The sequence below is a fragment of the Sulfolobus sp. A20 genome (genome assembly GCF_001719125.1).
GTDB lineage: Archaea > Thermoproteota > Thermoprotei_A > Sulfolobales > Sulfolobaceae > Saccharolobus.
In genome coordinates this window covers 561847-578775 of sequence record NZ_CP017006.1, presented here as the reverse complement: position 1 = coordinate 578775, position 16929 = coordinate 561847, and the positions used below count along the sequence as shown (strand labels likewise).

The window sequence follows — 16929 nt, the reverse complement described above, 5'->3', positions numbered from 1 at the left end:
AGTTTTTAATTTACATTACATAATCATACGTGAAATGAGGCTGTACGAATTATCTTTTGCTGAAATAGAGGAATTTTTCTATAAATTAGCTGAAGTCAAAGACACATTAAAAGGAGATGGATTATTGGAATTCCTTCCAGAATTAGAAAAGGAGTTACCAGAAATCGCAGTAGGGACTGCTAGAGTTAAGCATGCTTTCCCGATATTCCAAAAAGGAGGCGTAGTAATGGATGTGACTAACGTACAACAAGCACAAATAGCTGAGGAAGCTGGAGCTGTAGCTGTAATGGTGTTAGATAAGCTTCCTTATGACGTTAGGAAATCTGGTGGAGTTGCAAGGATGGCTGACCCTAAAGTAATTGAGGAAGTTATGAACTCAATAACTATTCCAGTTATGGCAAAAGTTAGAATAGGACACTATTATGAGGCTAAGGTGCTAGAAGCTTTAGGGGTTGATATGATAGATGAAAGTGAGGTGTTAACACCAGCTGATGAAGAGCATCACATAAACAAGTGGGAGTTCAAAGTTCCATTTGTAAATGGAGCCAGGAATTTAGCTGAAGCCCTAAGAAGGATATCAGAAGGCGCTTCTATGATAAGGACTAAGGGTGAGGCTGGTACAGGTAATGTGAGTGAAGCTGTTAAGCATATAAAGATAATAAACAGCGAAATAAGGAACTTAGTTTACATGGCTGAGGAGGATAGGATGAAGAAAGCTAGGGAGTATCAAGTTCCATATCAAATAGTTGAACTTACTGCTAAGCTTAAGAGATTACCAATAGTCAACTTCGCAGCTGGAGGAATAGCAACTCCAGCTGACGCTGCTTTAATGATGTGGCTAGGTGCAGATGGTATTTTCGTAGGATCTGGGATCTTTAAGAGCCAAGACCCGCAAGAGAGGGCTAAAGCAGTAGTGTTAGCTACTTCGTGTTGGGAGTATCCGGAAATAGTATTGGAGGCTCAAAAGATGATATCAGAACAGAAGAGTATGATGGGCATTGATATAAAGTCATTAAAACCAGAGGAGCTCCTTCAGGTGAGGGGAATATGAAGGTAGGAGTAGTAGCATATCAAGGTAGTTTTGAAGAGCACTCCCTTCAGTTAAAGAGAGCTTTATATAAGCTATCATTAGATGGTGAAATAGTAGAGATAAAGCTACAAAAGGACTTGGAGAAAGTGGATGGTATTATTATACCGGGTGGAGAGAGTACCACGATAGGTTTGGTTGCCAAAAGATTAGGTTTATTGGATGAGCTTAAAGATAAGATCAAGTCTGGATTGCCCACTCTAGGAACTTGTGCGGGAGCTATAATGTTAGCAAAAGAAGTTGTGGATGCTAAAGTTGGTAAAACTTCACAACCTTTGATAGGCATAATGAGCGTATCAGTTATAAGAAACTACTATGGTAGGCAGAGGGAGAGTTTTGAGACTATTATAGATTTATCAGGGATTGGGAAGGAGAAGGCTAAGTTTGTGTTCATAAGAGCTCCTGCAATTGTGAAAACTTGGGATAATGCTAAAAGTCTAGCTAAACTTAATGGTATAACAGTTCTAGCAGAACAAAACAATATTTTAGCTACTACTTTCCATCCAGAACTATCCAACAGTACAGCTATCCATGAATATTTTATAAGTTTTATTAAAGGGTAATTTTTTATTTGTACTCTTGATTCTTATTTTCAGTATCAACGGGGATTATGGATTTGAATGACTTAATGATTGATAAGAGTGCCTTATTATATGGTTTTTCAAGGTATCTGGAAAGAGGATTAGTAAATGGTAATGTCTTAATTCACAAGTCCTTAATAAAACAGTTAGAAGATGAGAGTAATCAAGGACTAGTGAGTTCAGAGATAGCTTTAGATGAAGTAAAGAAGATAAAAGAAGTTACGGAGAGAATTTTGGTTGGATTCGAAATAATAAATGATGACTCTAGGGGAAAAGAGGTGAATGACGTAATAAGGGAATATTGTCTAGATAGGGGATGTATTATCGTAACCGCTGATGAAGTCCAGAAGAAGATATGTGAGATAACCGGATTGCAACACTATTTTCTCCAACCAATAGAGCAACAACTCAGCTTTGAGAGTTTCTTCGATAACGAAACCATGAGTGTTCACATTAAGGAAGATACCGTAGTGAAGGCGAAGAGGGGTAAACCCGGTAATTGGATGTTCGTTAATTTATCTGACAGACCTATCATCTCAAGCGAGGTTAAGAAGATAGCGAATGAGATAATTAATGCAGTTAGGTTCGTAAAGGGTTCTTTTATAGAAATTGAGAGAAAAGGCTCACTCATAATTCAGCTAGGCAATTACAGGGTGATAATAACCAGACCGCCATTAAGTGATGGATGGGAAATTACGATAACCAGACCAGTCGTAAGAAAGAAGTTAGAGGAGTATAATCTTGACGATAAATTATTAAGAAGGCTAGAGGAAAGAGCTGAAGGCATAATTATAGCTGGGGCACCGGGAATGGGCAAAACTACATTTGCTCAAGCCCTAGCTGAGTATTATATGAAGCTAGGAAAAGTAGTTAAAACTGTAGAATCGCCGAGAGATATGCATTTACCTCCAGACATAACACAATATTCTAAGAATTATGCCGAGATAGGAGAACTACATGATATTTTATTATTAAGTAGGCCAGATTATACAGTCTATGACGAGATGAGAAATGATGAAGACTTCAAACTTTATGTTGACTTAAGACTAGCCGGAGTTGGAATGATAGGTGTGGTTCATGCTACTTCACCAATAGATGCCATCCATAGGTTTGTTAATAGAGTTGATATAGGTACTATACCTAACATCTTAGACACAGTCATTTACATACATTCAGGTAATGTAGCAAAAGTTTACACTCTAGAAATGACGGTTAAAGTTCCTGCGGGATTGAAGGAAGCTGATTTAGCCAGACCAGTTGTAGAAATTAAAGATTTAATCTCTGGTAATACAGAGTACGAGATCTATGTGTTTGGAGAACAAACTATGATAGTGCCAGTTAATAGGGGAATAACATCCTCTAACATGGAGATTAGAATATCAAAGATAGTAAATAACGTGATACCTAATGCCTCAGTTAAATATGAAGATGGAGAGTATGTTATAATAATACCTAAAGAGGAGATTGGAAAGTACAATAGGAAGCTAGTACAAAGGTTAAAGAAACTAGAAAGAAAGAACAATATTAAGATAAAGATCAAGTTAACTGATTAGAAGAAGTTATCCAGTGTTTTACTAAGCTTTGATTCTACAATTCTAACTAGCCCATCTATATCTATACCTTCAGTGATCACTTCCGGGTCTGCCACATAGTTACCTGCTTCAGTTTTTCTTAACTTATCAAATGGAATAAACTTTAATATTTTAGGTTTCTTGACTCCTAAAAATAAAAGCCCTCCACTCTTTTCCTTAAATTCGAGTAATCCCTCTGCCTGTTCTCTTTTTACATATACTCTATCTCCTTCCTTTCTACTTTTCATCTCTATGAGGATTATAACACCTGACTTTAGTGCAATTATATCTGGAACGGGATCTTTTCTTTTACTACCACTAGCAGGAGCCCTTATCACAGCAAAACCTTTATCTCTTAATTTACTTACTACCTCTCGCTCTATAGAAGAGCCTTTACTCTTTCTAATGTTCACAAGAATTATAAAGAAAATTAGCTTTTAGGTTTTCCTTTTTGGATTATTTCCCTTAACTGATTACCAATCTTTTCCTCTAACGTATTCTGTATATTATTCATAGTATTGGTTACCGTTGGCATTCCTCTTCCGTATTCCTCTATCCACTCCTCTGCAAACTTACCACTCTTTATTCTCTCTAGAGCTTCCTTCATTCTCTTTCTTACATCTTGATTAATTACATACTTTCCGACAGTTATTCCACCATATTTTGCAGTATCAGAAACTGCTTTTAACATTCCAGTAATTCCTTTTTCATAGACCAAATCTACTAGCATCTTTAATTCATTAATAGTTTCGAAATACGCTATTTCTGGCTGATAACCTTCTTCAACTAGAGTTTCGAAAGCTGCCTTCATCAATTCCATTATACCTCCAACAAGTATTGTTTGTTCACCAAATAAGTCAGTTTCAGTCTCTTCTTTAAACGTAGTCTCTATAACTCCTGCCCTAGTGGCGCCTATACCCTTTGCTATAGCTAAAGCTTTCTGTAATGCCATCCCGCTTACGTTCTGATAGATAGCAACTAGCGAGGGAACTCCTCCACCAGCTTTATAGTATTCTCTAACTGTTGGACCAGGTCCTTTAGGGGCAATCATATACACATCAGAATCTTTAGGTGGTTCAATGAGTCTATAATGAATATTAAAACCATGTGCAAATACTAGGTCAGCTCCTTTCTTCATATTTGGTTTAACGTTCTCTAACCATAATGTCCTTTGAACCATATCAGGGACTAAGAATATTATAATATCAGCATCTTTCACAGCATCTTTAGTATAGAGTGGCGTGAATCCCTCGCTTTTGGCGAGTTCCCATGATTTACCTTCCCTTTCTAAACCAACTACCACATTCAAACCAGAATCTCTTAAATTTTGTGCCCATGCTCTGCCTTGACTTCCATATCCTAATACGGCTATCTTTTTATCTTTTATATAATCTAAACTGGCATCTTTATCTACGTAAATTTTAGCCATATGTTTCACCCCAACTATATCCTTTAACTCTATCAAAAACGGGTACATAAATTATCATGTCACCTTCTATCTTATCATCACTTATCACTTCACCATTCTTTATGACAATTTTTCTAAGCTCCTTGATATCCAACACTTCTACCTTTTCTACATCTACCGTCTTACTTAATAATAGAACGGCTGTAGTGAAATTGTTGTGATCTTTAATACCTAAATAAAATTCGAACAAGTTATCATCATTAACTTTCCATCCATAAATCCAATTAATATCCATGAAAAGCTTTCTGAAATTAGACGCTATCCTCTCTATTAGCCCTGGGTCTCTATAATATGCGAATAACCTAACTACTCTTTCTTGGGTCACGCAATATCACCTGTTTTAATCTCCCTCCAGGAGGTAGAGTTGGCAATGCTAATTCCTCCTTATCAACTGGCACTCTTATTATTGCAGGAATGTTCTCTCTCATAGCAGTCTTTAAAGATTTTTCAATCTCCTCATAGCTTGTAGCATTAAAACCTAAGGCTCCAAAAGCTTCAGCGAACTTTACAAAGTCGGGTGAGGGACCATAGTCAACTCCAACTATTCTTCTGCCGAAGAATAAATCTTGTACTTGCCTTACTAATCCCAAGGTTCTGTTATCAAATATTACTGCTATTACTGGTATGTTTTCATCTACAGCAGTAGCCAGATTAGTCCCGGTCATTAGAAATGAGCCATCACCATCTAGATCAACCACCACCTTATCCGGTCTAGCCAATTTAGCCCCCATAGCTGCTGGAAATCCGAAACCCATTGTTCCCATACCAGAAGACGTTAAGAAAGTTCTAGGCTCTAATACCTCCCAAAAAACTTCAGCCCACATCTGATGCTGACCCACACCAGTTGTGACTATAGCATCCCTTGGTATAGTTTGCCTGATAGTCTTTAGTATCTTCCATGGTTTAAGTTTTCCGTTTTCGTCATTATAATAGAACTGAGAATAATACTCTTTGTATTCCTTTACTCGCTTTATCCAAGCTGACCTATCTCTTTTAGTCCCTAAATAAGTAATTGCTTTTATGAGTTCTCTTAATATCATTTTGGCATTTCCGTAAAGGCCTACATCAACTCTTATTGCTTTCTCTCCATCGGTTGGATCTATATTTATCATTATAAATTTCTTCCTCGTTTCTACCATTTCATCATATGAAGTAAATGTTCTATCACTGAATCTAGCCCCCACTGCTAGCATAGCATCAGATTCTAGAGCAGCCATAGATGCCTCTGCCCTGCCATAGTACCCCATTGGCCCTAGATATAACGGATGATCATGAGGTATTGCAGTCTTACCCGGAAAAGTAGACACTATAGGGACATGTAATAATTCTGCTAACTCCAGAACTTCCGGAGTAGCGTTTGCCCAAACTACTCCAGTTCCTACCAGAATTATTGGTCTTTCAGCCTCAATAAGTATTTCAGCGGCTTTCTTAATGCTTAACGGATCTATCTTAGTAGGAAACTCTCTATACCCTTTAACTATAGGTCTCTCAGGCCACTTTATGTTTTCCATTTTTTCATAGAAGATGTCTCTCGGAATATCTACTACCACTGGACCGGGTCTACCAGTAGTGGCTATGTAGAAGGCATTTTTCACCCATAATGGTATTTCATCTATCTTTTTGATACCTATAACATATTTAGTAGCATTCTCAAAAATTCCCATAGCATCCGCTTCTTGGAACGCCATTTTACCCATTACAGCTCTAGGTACATTGCCAGTTATAGCAATCACTGGAGAGCTGTCCCAATATGCAGTTATTAATCCAGTAGTCAAGTTAGTTGCCCCTGGACCTGACGTAGCTGTACAGACGCCAGGGAAGCCTGAAGCTCTAGCATATCCATCAGCAGCGTGTGCAGCAGCTTGTTCATGCCTCATTAATACGTGCCTTAGTTCTCCATTCTGTAGATCCTCTACGAAAGCATCATAAATTTGCATGTTAGATAATCCTGGAATTCCGAATATTACCTTCACTCCTTCTCTTTTTAACGCATCTACCAAAATTCTAGCTCCTGTTGGCATTTATAATCACCTTTTCAACACAACTACTAGACGGAAGACTAACATAATATACAATTTTTTTACCTTGAACGAAAAATCCTTTAGAAGAATTAGTCGACTTGGAGGGAGAAATCACCTATCATCTTTTTCACGACTACTTATTTCAGTTTAAGTGTTTTTAAACTTTTTTATAGGATCGTTTAGATTACATGAAGATTAGATTAAAAATTATTTATCATTCACGTATGTGATCATATTAAGTATATCTTTATAACCCATAATGTCTTTCCACATTTCTAAACATTTTACATCACCTAAATATAGCCACACATTTCCAAAATGACCTCTTCTATCGTCCACAAAAAGTATCTCATTTGGTTTCACTTTAAGCCCAACCTTATCTAATTCTACGATTATTTGGCTAATCATCAAGAACTTGTATGGATATGGCCTGGCTACAATTACATCGAAATACTTCGAAAGGTCTAGCACATTAAAAACTTTTTTAGCTATTTCTTCTACATTCCACGTGGCAACCGCTAAAATTAGTCCTCGTTCTTTCAGTTCCCTCAAAGTCTCTCTAACATGTGGAAAAAGATTAAGCCTTCTACCCCTAGCGTCTTCCAACGTATTCTCGTCAAGTAATTTTAACGGCTCTTCGAACTCGGAAATATTGTGATGATCCCAAAGAGTTTTATCAGCATCAAATACTACTACTTTAATCATTCTTATTAAGACTAGGAGGTAAGGTATAATAAGCAATTTTGCCCTCATGATAATCCCTAATTATCGTCTTTGCTGACATCTCTATATTAGGTTCTTTATCACTCTTATAATACCATCCCCTCCTCTCAGCTATCTTAACTAATAAGTCGTAAGGATCTGAAAAATCTACCTTATAAACATCTTTAAGAGACTGTGGAGAATAATCAAGTATCCTTTGAATTAGGAGTATTGCAGGCTTTACTGGATCATCTAACTTGTCGACATTATATCCCCTAATTATTCTTTCCAGCACTTCACCATCTGGTGGTATAATCCCGGGCGTATCCCAAGCATATAACTTATTATCAATTTTGAATAATTGAATAGACCTAGTATAGCCGTGTTCCAAGGGATGCGCTGAAGTTGACGCTGAGTGTTTACCTTTAAGTGCATTTATTATTGAAGATTTTCCCGTTTTAGGATACCCTACGAATAATACGATACCTTTTTTACCCTTAAGTAATGATTTCATAGTGTCTCGCAGTACTTTAGTTCCTAGATGAATAGTGGATGAAATGTATACTGCTTTAAATCCTTCACTTTCAAAGTATTTTTTCCATTCTTGAAGAACACTTACTGGTACTAAGTCTCCTTTATTTAATATTAATAGTAACTTTTTATTATTTTTTAACACAATTTCTTCAATCTTCTTAGATCTTGTTAAGCTTGGCTCTCTCGAATCTAATACCTCAGCTACTATATCTGATCTCTTGACTAACTGAATGATCTTTCCTAGCATTCATTTTATTTTCTTGAGTTTACTCTTTTTATATATGCCTAAAGGAGAACTAGCGATATTTGATGAGGGCACATTCGAAGGAACTATAGATTATCAAATGTTTACAAAAACATCAAGATTGGATTTAAATAATAGAGAAATTAGCTTTCCAATAACGTTGTCCTCAAATCCGGAAAAACTCTATGTAATGATTCAAACCAAGTATAATAAATCATACAAACCAAGATGGAGAATTTGGTTAGATAGTTTCTCTTTGACTAAGGAGTTTAAGCCAAACGTTGAGTTGGACCTTGATGATAAATACGTCATATCTACTATAATTTATGATTTAACTCCCATAATTAAGGAAGGGAAACATGAATTAATCATCTCTCACTCATCAGTAAATTCACTTGAATTACTTAACGTATCTACAATATCGTTCTATAGACAACATGGATTTAGCACAACATATAGGTTAAGTAGTGGCCCTCTTGTTTTAAGTTGTAATGAGAGAGTGGAATTAGAGCTCTTAAATAAGGCATTCTTAGTTGCAAGAAATGAAAGCAAATTCGGCAATCTGAAATTTATCGATGATAAAGGTGACTTGATTTACGTTTTCAACCTTTCATCAGATAGTGAAGAATTAGAGATTCAAGGGAAACGTAAAGTGATTGTTACATTGGATTCAAAGAACGAGAAAGATTACGGTGTTATCTTAGCCTCATACAGTTTCGTTGAGGTAACCCCAAGGATAGATTTGAATATAAACAGTAGGTTAGATAGTAATTCTATAATCTTCGACATAAAGAACGTTAGCGAGATCAAGTTAGATAAGGTCATCATAAATGTTTTTGTGAATGGAGCACAAGTGCACTTTAGAATTGTCAACAATATGGAAAAGGATTCCAATTTAACTATAAAATTGCCTCTTCAACAGTCTCAACAGAACAAGAAATTATTAATAAACATGAGAGTCGTAGGGATAAAAGGTAGTTATAGACGAGTGTTTGATAGACAAATAACCCTTTAAATGAAAGGAATACTTCCAATTAAAAAGGCAATTATTCCACTTATAGCGGAAATTTTTAAATATGTTCTCGCCCTAGAAGCACCGTCGATAGACTCCTTCTGGGTAATTGAGAGTATAACGAAAGGTAAGAAGGTTATTGCTAACAATATAGGGTAAAGAAAATTAAAGCCCAAGAAATAAGGTATTGGCGATATTAATATTAATACTATTAGAAGCGCCTTGGCTATTTTCCAGGCTTTACTAATCCCTAATGTAGTGGCTAACGTTTTAACGTTATAGGCTAAATCACCATTATAATCCTCTATTCCCTTAACTATTTCTCTCGATAAAGTGAGAAAAAATGAGTAAAAAGTAGGGACAGTTATTCTAATTAGCCATTCTCCAGAAAAATATGCTAAACCGCCATAAAATATTGAGAGAGCAGTATTAGTTGCAACTAGAATATTTCCATATATTCCGGTTTTCTTTAGGCTCTTCGCGTAATATATAAGACTTATTGAAACCAATATGGCTAGAATGAAATTATATATCCCTAAGGAAATAGATAGAAAAATACCTGTCAAGAAAGTCAAAATTGTAACTACTTTAGCCATTTTTAGTGATACTCTACCAGATGGTAAAGGCCTATAAGGCTTATTTATCTTATCTATCTCAATGTCGTAAATATCGTTTATTACATAACCACCTGCTGCAATTAAACCTACTACTATTGCCGAAATAATTAACTGTTTGAGTTCAATGTGCCATCCCGATGATACTAAGAATCCCATGATCGCGCCTATCGATGCTCCTATAACGTTATGTATTCTCACTAGTTCTATGTAAGATTTTAAACTCACGATAACGTTAAATGAATCTAAGATTAAAATATCTTATGTCAGTCAGTGAGAAGGACATTAAGATAGCAATAGAGTACTTCAAGGCAAATCTATCTGTAGGGGAGATAATAGCTTCAATAGAGTTGAAAGCTAGGGGAGTATCCAATCCGGAATCCACAATATCGAAATTACTGGAAATGGGAATAATCGAGAGAGGAGAAGGCTGTTATAACCTAGTGAGGAAGCCTTCGGAAAAGAAGTGAATGAAGATCGAATTCCTCTGAGACATTAATTGTCTTATCATTGTACATCCTAAATAATATAGGAAGAAATTTCCATAACACTTCCAAAACATTTGTTATTCGATACTGCTTTCTTATTTCTCTAGCGATATTTGAGTACGTAAAAAAATATTTCTCAAAATTATTATTAGTTATTCCAGCTACAAGAGGGGATAGAAGTTTAGCTATACTAAATATACCTCCCCCTGTAAAAGTCTTTATTAATCCCGTAGAGTCACCTAATCTTAGATCGTAAATCTTCTTTTCAGGATAAACTCTTGGAATTGCTCCTCCGTGTTTATCTAAGACTCTCTTTTCGATCTTAGGTAAAAAAAACTCTGGATTAATATAAGAAATAGAACCTATTAACGTGCCATAAGGTAATGGAACAATCCAACTGAACCCACCCTTATTTCTACTATCAAAATAGACTATTATCTTATCCTCATTGATAGGTTCCGTAAGATATTCTATTGCTTTTAACCACTTAGCTTTACCTTTCCAACCCGAACAATCTATTATCACTCCCTCATATTTTTCATTTTCTGAAATTACAATATTCCCTTTGATAACAGCATCCCTAGGCCTTTTAGTTTTCACTTCCTCATCAAGCCAAATTTCTAATTTTTCCCTATTGAGTCTGGTTACATTAGTATTTACATGAACTGAATATTTATTATCGTAAAGGATCTCAATATTTTTAAATTCTCTATCTAAGAATTCTCTACTAATATTAAGAGAATAAAAAGTATCGTAACTTATTATTCCAGTACATTTCTTTCCAGCTTTCCTCCTTCTATCAAAAACTATAGGATCAAATTCTCTCAAGTTATACGCTAAAATTAATCCAGCTAGACCTCCACCTATTATTAAAACTCTGATGATCTATCAGCCTCGTTGATTGTATATCTCTTAGCCCCTAATTTTTCTACAATATACATAAATGCTCTATATGGATCGGTATGAGCTCCACACGAATATACGTCAACAGTGGCGAATTTATATTCTGGCCACGTATGGACCGTTATGTGGCTTTCCAATATAATTGCTACTATACTCGCGCCCTCCCCAATTTTCCAAGATTTTATATCAAGAACATTCATGTTACCCTCTCTTGCTGCCCCCTTTATTATTTCCTCTATTTTCTTATTATCCTTGAGGATATCCTCATCGCACTCGTACAAACTGCCATAAACTTGTTTTCCCACTACCTTCGGAAAAGATATACTTACCCCTCTCATCAAACCCCCCACTTAAACCCCTCTATCTAATCATATATAAATTTATTTCCCCATGAGTGGGGCTAAAAGCAAGTTTTTAATGCTAATGGATAAATACTATCTTATCTGATGAGGAGTGGCTATTAGACGACTAGTCTTAGATGTTTTAAAACCTATAAGGGGAACGTCAATAGTTGATTTAGCGGAAAAAATATCCCTCTTGAAAGGGATAGACGGTGTCAATATTAGTGTTACTGATATGGATGTAGAGACGATGGGGTTGTTAATCATAATTGAAGGAACTGACATAAATTTCGATGAGATTAAGAAAACGTTAGAGGAAGAGGGTTGTGCAATCCATAGTATAGATGAAGTAATAAGTGGAAATAAGATAGTTGAGGGAAAGAAATGATTTGCCAAGTATGTAAGTTAAGGGAAGCTGAAATATATCAACCACATACTGGAAGAAAACTTTGCAAACAATGTTTTATAGATGATGTTAAAAATAGGATAAAGATTGAAGCTGAGAAACAAGGCTTGTTGAAAGCTGGCAAGGTTCTCTTAGCTGTCTCTGGGGGAAAGGATAGTTTAGTCTTAGCTGATGCGTTATCTTCCTTTATCAACCCATCTAACTTGATAGCCTTTAATATTAATGAAGGGATTCATAATTACAATAGGGAAGATCAGACAAAAAAATTAGAGAAATATCTTACAGATTTAGGAATTGAATTAATTACTACGAGCTTTAAGAAAGAAGTAGGTTTTACGCTTGATGAGATGGTAATTGCGTCAAAGAATAAAGGGTTAAAGGTTTCAGCATGTACTTTTTGTGGAGGTTTTAGAAGGAAGCTGATAAATGAAGCTGGTTTAAATGTTAATGCAGATTATGTCGCTACAGGGCATAACTTGGATGATGAAGTACAAACTATAATTATTAACTTAATTAGAGGGGATTTACTCAGACTAGTGAGACTTGGGGATAAACCACTAAAGGTTAGTAACAAATTTGTAACCAGAGTAAAGCCGTTAAGGAAGATATATGAATGGGAAACTACCATGTATGCTTATTCTAGGGGCTTTGAATTTCAAGAAGTGGAATGCCCTCACATTTCAGAAAGACCAACTTTAAGGGCTAAAGTGAGAGAGCTATTATATCTGCTAGAGGAAAAGTTACCAGGCAGTTTGCTCAAGATTCTTGAGGAATTTGATGAAATCTCAGCTAGAATTAAGAAGAATTATACTACAATTGGTGAGTTGCCGAATTGCATAATATGTGGAGAACCTACAACTCCAGGGAGAAAAATTTGTAAGAATTGTGAACTCTTAATAAGAGCCAGTCTATTACCTCATTCAGAGGGATATCAGAAGTACTTACCTATATCATAAATTCTTTCCTCAACACCATTTCTCTTATTTGCAACAATTGCCATGGCAAACAAAAGGGATGATAATCTATTAAGATAAACTATTATCCACTTGTTGAACTGGACTTCCTTAGAATACTTTACAGCATTTCTTTCTATTCTCCTTGCTACACTTCTAACTACGTGTAACCTAGATGCTTCTTCCGACCCACCGGGTATTACGAATAATTTTACTGGACCACTTTCCTTTCTGTACTCCACAGTCCTTTTCTCTATCCATTTAACGCTCTCTTCTGTAATCTTCCCCTCATTTTTTACTGCCTCTTCACCTACTATAAATAGCTCTTGCTGAACTCTCATCAAATCTTGTCTAATATCTTCCCATTTTATTACACTTAGGGCAAACCCTATGAATGAATTCAATTCGTCAATATCGCCAAGAAAGTTTACCAATGGAGAATCTTTCCCTATACGCTTATTTATCACGTTGGTATTACCATCATCTCCGGTTCTAGTAAACATTGAATAATATTTAAAAAAGTCCTAGTTATATCATTTTTGGTGAAGTGAGATAAGCTCACGTTATAAGGACTTTGTTGATTTTCTGAACACTGTTGCAGTTAAGTGGCAAAAGAAGTGGGAGGAGGCTAAAATATATGAGTCGAATCCAGATCCTAATAGACCAAAGTTCTATACTACAGTAGCTTTTCCCTATCCGAATAGTCCTTGGCATATTGGTCATGGTAGAACGTACGTCACTGCTGATGTTGTAGCGAGATTCAAGAGAATGCAAGGGTACAATGTATTATTTCCCATGGGTTTCCATTATACGGGAACTCCAATTATGGCTATGGCTGATGGGATAGCTAAAGGAGATAAAGATCTAATAGATACATTTAAGGACATTTATGAGATTTCCCCAGATGTAATTCCTAAGATGTCAGACCCTCTATTCATGGCTAATTACTTCAAAGAAGATATAAAGAGCGCTATGAAGGAAATAGGATTAAGTATAGATTGGAGAAGGGAGTTCACTACTATTGACCCTGAGTTCTCCTCATTTATTATTTGGCAGTTTCACAAGTTACAAAGCAAAGGGTATGTAGTTAAGGATACACATCCAGTCGGATGGTGCCCAGTCCATCAACTTCCAGTTGGTATGCACGATACTAAGGGTGACGTGGAACCCGAAATTGGGGAGTTTGTATTAATATACTTTAATTCAGATAAAGGAATATTTCCTGCTGCAACGCTAAGACCAGAAACGGTGTTTGGGGCAATAGGTATATGGGTAAACCCGAATGAGAACTACGTTGTAGCCAATATTTTTGGAAATAGGATGATAATAAGTGAGAGGGCAGCCTTTAAGCTCTCCTTCCAAATAGATAAAGACATAGAAATTATAGAGAAAGTTAAAGGCTCTAAACTAGTAGGGATGAAGGTAAAGAATCCTATCACTGGTAAGGAGATAGAAGTTTACGGAGGTAGTTTTGTTGATGTTGATTTGGGAACTGGAGTTGTGATGAGTGTTCCTGCTCATGCTCCTTTCGATTATTACTATATGAAGAAAAATAATAAAGATGTTGAAGTAATCCCAGTTATTTTTGTAGAGGGATTAGGAAATACATTAGGCAAGGACGTTGTAGAGAAGAATAATCCTAAAAGTGATGCTGATCTAAAGAAACTAACTGAGTATGTCTATAGAACAGAATATAATAAAGGAGTAATGATAAGTGACCTAGAAAAATTGGTTAAGGAAGATTATAAAGAGGAATTAAGGAAGTTAAGTGGTCTTCCCGTACCTAAAGCTAGAGAGGCGATAACAGAGTTTATGATATCAAATAACATAGGGAGAAAAATTTTTGAAATAATGAATAAGCCAGTGTACTGTAGATGTGGTACAGAGATCGTAGTTAAGTTACTCAAAGACCAATGGTTTCTTGACTATTCCAGATCAGATTGGAAAGAGCTAGCTAGAAAATTATTAGGAAACATGAGGATTATCCCTGACGAGGTAAGAAAAGATTTCGAATTTACTATAGGATGGTTAGAGAAGAGGGCATGTGCGAGGACTAGAGGTCTAGGAACTCCATTGCCTTGGGATAAGAAGTGGATAATAGAAAGTTTAAGCGATTCAACAATATACATGGCCTATTACACGATAGCTCACAAGATTAAGAAATATAGAATAACCTTATCCCATCTTACCCCAGAGTTCTGGGATTATGTGATGTTGGGATTAGGAAATGTAGAAGAAGTAAGTAAGAGAACTGGTATAACAGCAGATGTACTTAAAGAATTAAGAGAAGAGTTCTTGTATTGGTATCCATTGGATATAAGACATAGTGGTAAGGATCTGATCCCTAATCATCTAACCTTCTTCATTTTCAATCATGCTGCGATATTTCCAGAGAACTTATGGCCTAAAGCTATCGCAGTTAACGGCTTAGTGTTATATGAAGGAAAGAAAATGAGTAAATCACTTAGGAACATAATACCATTGCGGAAAGGTCTGAAGATGTTTGGAATTGATATAATGAGAATAGCGTTATCTTCCACAGCTGACATGGGTTCTGATGTTAACTTTTCTGAAACCCTAGTTAAGACTATTGGAGAAACTGTAAGAAAAATATTTGATCTATTTAATAATTTGGATAACTATAAGGATGAAACACATGGTTTTCCAGAGAAGTGGCTTTTATCTATATCCTATAAGATGGTTGAAAATGTTACAAAATATATGGAAAACATTGAATTAAGAAATGCAATAAATGAAATCCTCTTTATGTTTACGTCTAATCTTGACGAGTACTTTAACATGGTCTCTGCAGAAAATAGGAACGCTAATGGTAGGATCCTAAGAGAGGTGCTAATTACGTGGTTGAAGCTAATTACGCCGTTTGCTCCACACTTAGCTGAGGAGATTTGGCATGAGATTCTTCATAGGCAAGAATTCATAGTTAATGAAAAATGGCCAGAGGTGGAGAAGGCTAAGATAGATGAATTAGCTTTGCTAGAGTATGAGTACATGAACAGAATAATCGAGGATATAAGATCTATATTAAACGTATATAAAGGAGAACCTAAAAAGGTCTCCTTATATTGTGTAAGAGATAAAGAAATTAAAGAATTATTAAAAGATGCTATTAAATCGAATGGACAGTCTAAGACTTTCATGGATTTACATAGGCCTAAGAACAAAGATGAAGCTAGGCTCTTTCAGAGAATATTTAATGAGTCTTTAGAACTTGATGATGACATGAAAAAATTAGCACTAAACTTTGATATAGATGAAACATCAGTATTAGGTCAATTATCAAGGTATATGGAGAAGAAGCTAGGAATTAAGGTAGAGATTAATGAGTATAATTTAAAGATTAAGGAATTGTATAAGAAAGACGCTTTACCTCTAAGACCAGCTATAATAGTTGAGTGAGAAACACTTTCTTGTTTTTTATATCTAGGATACCTAGTTGCTTAAGGAATAACAATTCTTGTCTAGTTGCATCTTTACTTAATCCGTATTTTTTTGATATAATATTAACCACATCACTCATATCAACCTCTCCACCATACTCCTTCAATAAGCTAACTATAGTCTCTTGCAATGGCTTTAATGATTCCTCAACTATGTTGTCATTTACTATTTTAAAAAGAAACATATTGCCTGCCTTGTTTTTAGCCTTATACATACTTTGCGAAATCTTTTCTATTTTTACTATCTCATCAAAGTTAGCTTTGATCTCGAAGGTACTTATTACTAGATCGTACCTCATAGTAAGATCGTCTTCACCTTTAGGTTCAAAAACTATTACATATGAATTCTCATTACAGCTTTGTTTTATTGAAAAGTTAACTATCTTTATTAGCTTCTCAAAATTAATGACACATATGTTGGAATTGTTTAATTTTTTAATTATATTATAAATTAGATTAACTTTTACATTGATGAAGTATGAGACTACTAAAACTCTATTACCTCTTAAACTTAATATGTAATCTACAATATTCACGGGATACTAT

The 16929-nt window shown here is 35.5% G+C and carries 19 protein-coding genes; 8 read left to right on the top strand and 11 right to left on the bottom strand.

Annotated features, from left to right (window positions below; genetic code table 11):
- The first annotated feature begins 34 nt into the window (after window positions 1-34).
- The 3 genes from pdxS to BFU36_RS03145 are packed head-to-tail and all read left to right on the top strand — an operon-like array spanning window position 35 to window position 3221.
- On the top strand, window positions 35-1051 hold the full coding sequence (pdxS, locus tag BFU36_RS03155; RefSeq protein ID WP_069282230.1) for a pyridoxal 5'-phosphate synthase lyase subunit PdxS: 1017 nt from the start codon (window positions 35-37) through the stop codon (window positions 1049-1051).
- Complete coding sequence (gene pdxT, locus BFU36_RS03150; RefSeq protein WP_069282229.1) at window positions 1048-1650, top strand: pyridoxal 5'-phosphate synthase glutaminase subunit PdxT; 603 nt, start codon at window positions 1048-1050, stop codon at window positions 1648-1650. Before pdxS ends, pdxT begins: the two co-directional genes overlap by 4 nt.
- A gap of 47 nt (window positions 1651-1697) precedes the next feature.
- Window positions 1698-3221, top strand: a complete 1524-nt coding sequence (locus BFU36_RS03145; RefSeq protein WP_069282228.1) for a PINc/VapC family ATPase — start codon at window positions 1698-1700, stop codon at window positions 3219-3221.
- Here BFU36_RS03145 and hjc read toward each other — a convergent pair.
- The 6 genes from hjc to BFU36_RS03115 all read right to left on the bottom strand — a co-directional run bounded on the left by hjc (window position 3218) and on the right by BFU36_RS03115 (window position 8211).
- A complete protein-coding gene (gene hjc, locus BFU36_RS03140; RefSeq protein ID WP_069282227.1) occupies window positions 3218-3652 on the bottom strand; it encodes a Holliday junction resolvase Hjc in 435 nt (144 codons plus the stop codon). The two genes, BFU36_RS03145 and hjc, sit on opposite strands and share 4 nt — an antisense overlap.
- Window positions 3653-3669: 17 nt before the next feature.
- Window positions 3670-4677 carry a ketol-acid reductoisomerase gene (gene ilvC, locus BFU36_RS03135; protein ID WP_069284566.1) on the bottom strand — a complete coding sequence of 336 codons (1008 nt, stop codon included), beginning with the start codon at window positions 4675-4677 and terminating at the stop codon, window positions 3670-3672.
- Complete coding sequence (locus tag BFU36_RS03130; RefSeq protein ID WP_069282226.1) at window positions 4661-5032, bottom strand: hypothetical protein; 372 nt, start codon at window positions 5030-5032, stop codon at window positions 4661-4663. The genes ilvC and BFU36_RS03130 overlap by 17 nt, the downstream gene beginning before the upstream one ends.
- Window positions 5010-6728 (bottom strand): acetolactate synthase large subunit, encoded by a 1719-nt coding sequence (locus BFU36_RS03125; protein WP_069282225.1) that lies wholly within the window; start codon window positions 6726-6728, stop codon window positions 5010-5012. Before BFU36_RS03125 ends, BFU36_RS03130 begins: the two co-directional genes overlap by 23 nt.
- A gap of 207 nt (window positions 6729-6935) precedes the next feature.
- Window positions 6936-7433, bottom strand: a complete 498-nt coding sequence (locus BFU36_RS03120) for a magnesium-dependent phosphatase-1 (protein WP_069282224.1) — start codon at window positions 7431-7433, stop codon at window positions 6936-6938.
- Window positions 7426-8211: a GTPase gene (locus BFU36_RS03115; protein ID WP_069282221.1), complete on the bottom strand. Its 786-nt coding sequence runs from the start codon at window positions 8209-8211 to the stop codon at window positions 7426-7428. The genes BFU36_RS03120 and BFU36_RS03115 overlap by 8 nt, the downstream gene beginning before the upstream one ends.
- 34 nt (window positions 8212-8245) lie before the next feature.
- On the opposite strand from BFU36_RS03115, the gene BFU36_RS03110 reads away from it, so the two are divergent.
- On the top strand, window positions 8246-9223 hold the full coding sequence (locus BFU36_RS03110) for a hypothetical protein (RefSeq protein ID WP_069282219.1): 978 nt from the start codon (window positions 8246-8248) through the stop codon (window positions 9221-9223).
- On the opposite strand, the gene BFU36_RS03105 is transcribed toward BFU36_RS03110, so the two are convergent.
- Entirely contained in the window at window positions 9220-10062 is an 843-nt protein-coding gene (locus BFU36_RS03105; protein ID WP_185957847.1) for a UbiA family prenyltransferase, read from the bottom strand. The genes BFU36_RS03110 and BFU36_RS03105 overlap by 4 nt on opposite strands.
- Window positions 10063-10073: 11 nt before the next feature.
- Between BFU36_RS03105 and BFU36_RS03100 the strand changes: the two genes are divergently transcribed.
- Window positions 10074-10304, top strand: a complete 231-nt coding sequence (locus BFU36_RS03100; RefSeq protein ID WP_069282217.1) for a DUF6995 domain-containing protein — start codon at window positions 10074-10076, stop codon at window positions 10302-10304.
- On the opposite strand, the gene BFU36_RS03095 is transcribed toward BFU36_RS03100, so the two are convergent.
- Both BFU36_RS03095 and speD read right to left on the bottom strand, forming a co-directional pair.
- Entirely contained in the window at window positions 10275-11150 is an 876-nt protein-coding gene (locus BFU36_RS03095) for an NAD(P)/FAD-dependent oxidoreductase (RefSeq protein ID WP_231961223.1), read from the bottom strand. The two genes, BFU36_RS03100 and BFU36_RS03095, sit on opposite strands and share 30 nt — an antisense overlap.
- Window positions 11151-11191: 41 nt before the next feature.
- Complete coding sequence (gene speD, locus BFU36_RS03090) at window positions 11192-11563, bottom strand: adenosylmethionine decarboxylase (protein ID WP_069284564.1); 372 nt, start codon at window positions 11561-11563, stop codon at window positions 11192-11194.
- A gap of 115 nt (window positions 11564-11678) precedes the next feature.
- On the opposite strand from speD, the gene BFU36_RS03085 reads away from it, so the two are divergent.
- Window positions 11679-11954 carry a DUF211 domain-containing protein gene (locus tag BFU36_RS03085; RefSeq protein WP_069282213.1) on the top strand — a complete coding sequence of 92 codons (276 nt, stop codon included), beginning with the start codon at window positions 11679-11681 and terminating at the stop codon, window positions 11952-11954.
- On the top strand, window positions 11951-12928 hold the full coding sequence (locus BFU36_RS03080; protein ID WP_069282211.1) for a TIGR00269 family protein: 978 nt from the start codon (window positions 11951-11953) through the stop codon (window positions 12926-12928). The genes BFU36_RS03085 and BFU36_RS03080 overlap by 4 nt, the downstream gene beginning before the upstream one ends.
- On the opposite strand, the gene BFU36_RS03075 is transcribed toward BFU36_RS03080, so the two are convergent.
- Window positions 12904-13428 (bottom strand): cob(I)yrinic acid a,c-diamide adenosyltransferase, encoded by a 525-nt coding sequence (locus BFU36_RS03075; RefSeq protein WP_069282209.1) that lies wholly within the window; start codon window positions 13426-13428, stop codon window positions 12904-12906. The genes BFU36_RS03080 and BFU36_RS03075 overlap by 25 nt on opposite strands.
- A gap of 82 nt (window positions 13429-13510) precedes the next feature.
- Here BFU36_RS03075 and leuS point away from each other — a divergent pair, with 82 nt between their 5' ends.
- The gene (leuS, locus tag BFU36_RS03070; RefSeq protein ID WP_069282204.1) at window positions 13511-16342 is read left to right on the top strand and encodes a leucine--tRNA ligase; all 2832 of its coding nucleotides are present in this window, start codon (window positions 13511-13513) and stop codon (window positions 16340-16342) included.
- Here the strand turns inward: leuS and BFU36_RS03065 are convergent.
- Window positions 16326-16919, bottom strand: a complete 594-nt coding sequence (locus tag BFU36_RS03065; protein WP_069282202.1) for a hypothetical protein — start codon at window positions 16917-16919, stop codon at window positions 16326-16328. The genes leuS and BFU36_RS03065 overlap by 17 nt on opposite strands.
- Between the last annotated feature and the right edge of the window lie 10 nt (window positions 16920-16929).

What these genes read in the sequence shown, in the direction of transcription:
- BFU36_RS03100 (WP_069282217.1), top strand. Translation starts at nt 10,074, where the DNA reads ATGAATCTAAGATTAAAATATCTTATGTCAGTCAGTGAGAAGGACATT.
- speD (WP_069284564.1), bottom strand. Translation starts at nt 11,563, where the DNA reads ATGAGAGGGGTAAGTATATCTTTTCCGAAGGTAGTGGGAAAACAAGTT.
- BFU36_RS03110 (WP_069282219.1), top strand. Translation starts at nt 8,246, where the DNA reads ATGCCTAAAGGAGAACTAGCGATATTTGATGAGGGCACATTCGAAGGA.
- pdxT (WP_069282229.1), top strand. Translation starts at nt 1,048, where the DNA reads ATGAAGGTAGGAGTAGTAGCATATCAAGGTAGTTTTGAAGAGCACTCC.
- BFU36_RS03115 (WP_069282221.1), bottom strand. Translation starts at nt 8,211, where the DNA reads ATGCTAGGAAAGATCATTCAGTTAGTCAAGAGATCAGATATAGTAGCT.
- BFU36_RS03075 (WP_069282209.1), bottom strand. Translation starts at nt 13,428, where the DNA reads ATGTTTACTAGAACCGGAGATGATGGTAATACCAACGTGATAAATAAG.
- BFU36_RS03120 (WP_069282224.1), bottom strand. Translation starts at nt 7,433, where the DNA reads ATGATTAAAGTAGTAGTATTTGATGCTGATAAAACTCTTTGGGATCAT.
- BFU36_RS03125 (WP_069282225.1), bottom strand. Translation starts at nt 6,728, where the DNA reads ATGCCAACAGGAGCTAGAATTTTGGTAGATGCGTTAAAAAGAGAAGGA.
- BFU36_RS03145 (WP_069282228.1), top strand. Translation starts at nt 1,698, where the DNA reads ATGGATTTGAATGACTTAATGATTGATAAGAGTGCCTTATTATATGGT.
- pdxS (WP_069282230.1), top strand. Translation starts at nt 35, where the DNA reads ATGAGGCTGTACGAATTATCTTTTGCTGAAATAGAGGAATTTTTCTAT.
- BFU36_RS03080 (WP_069282211.1), top strand. Translation starts at nt 11,951, where the DNA reads ATGATTTGCCAAGTATGTAAGTTAAGGGAAGCTGAAATATATCAACCA.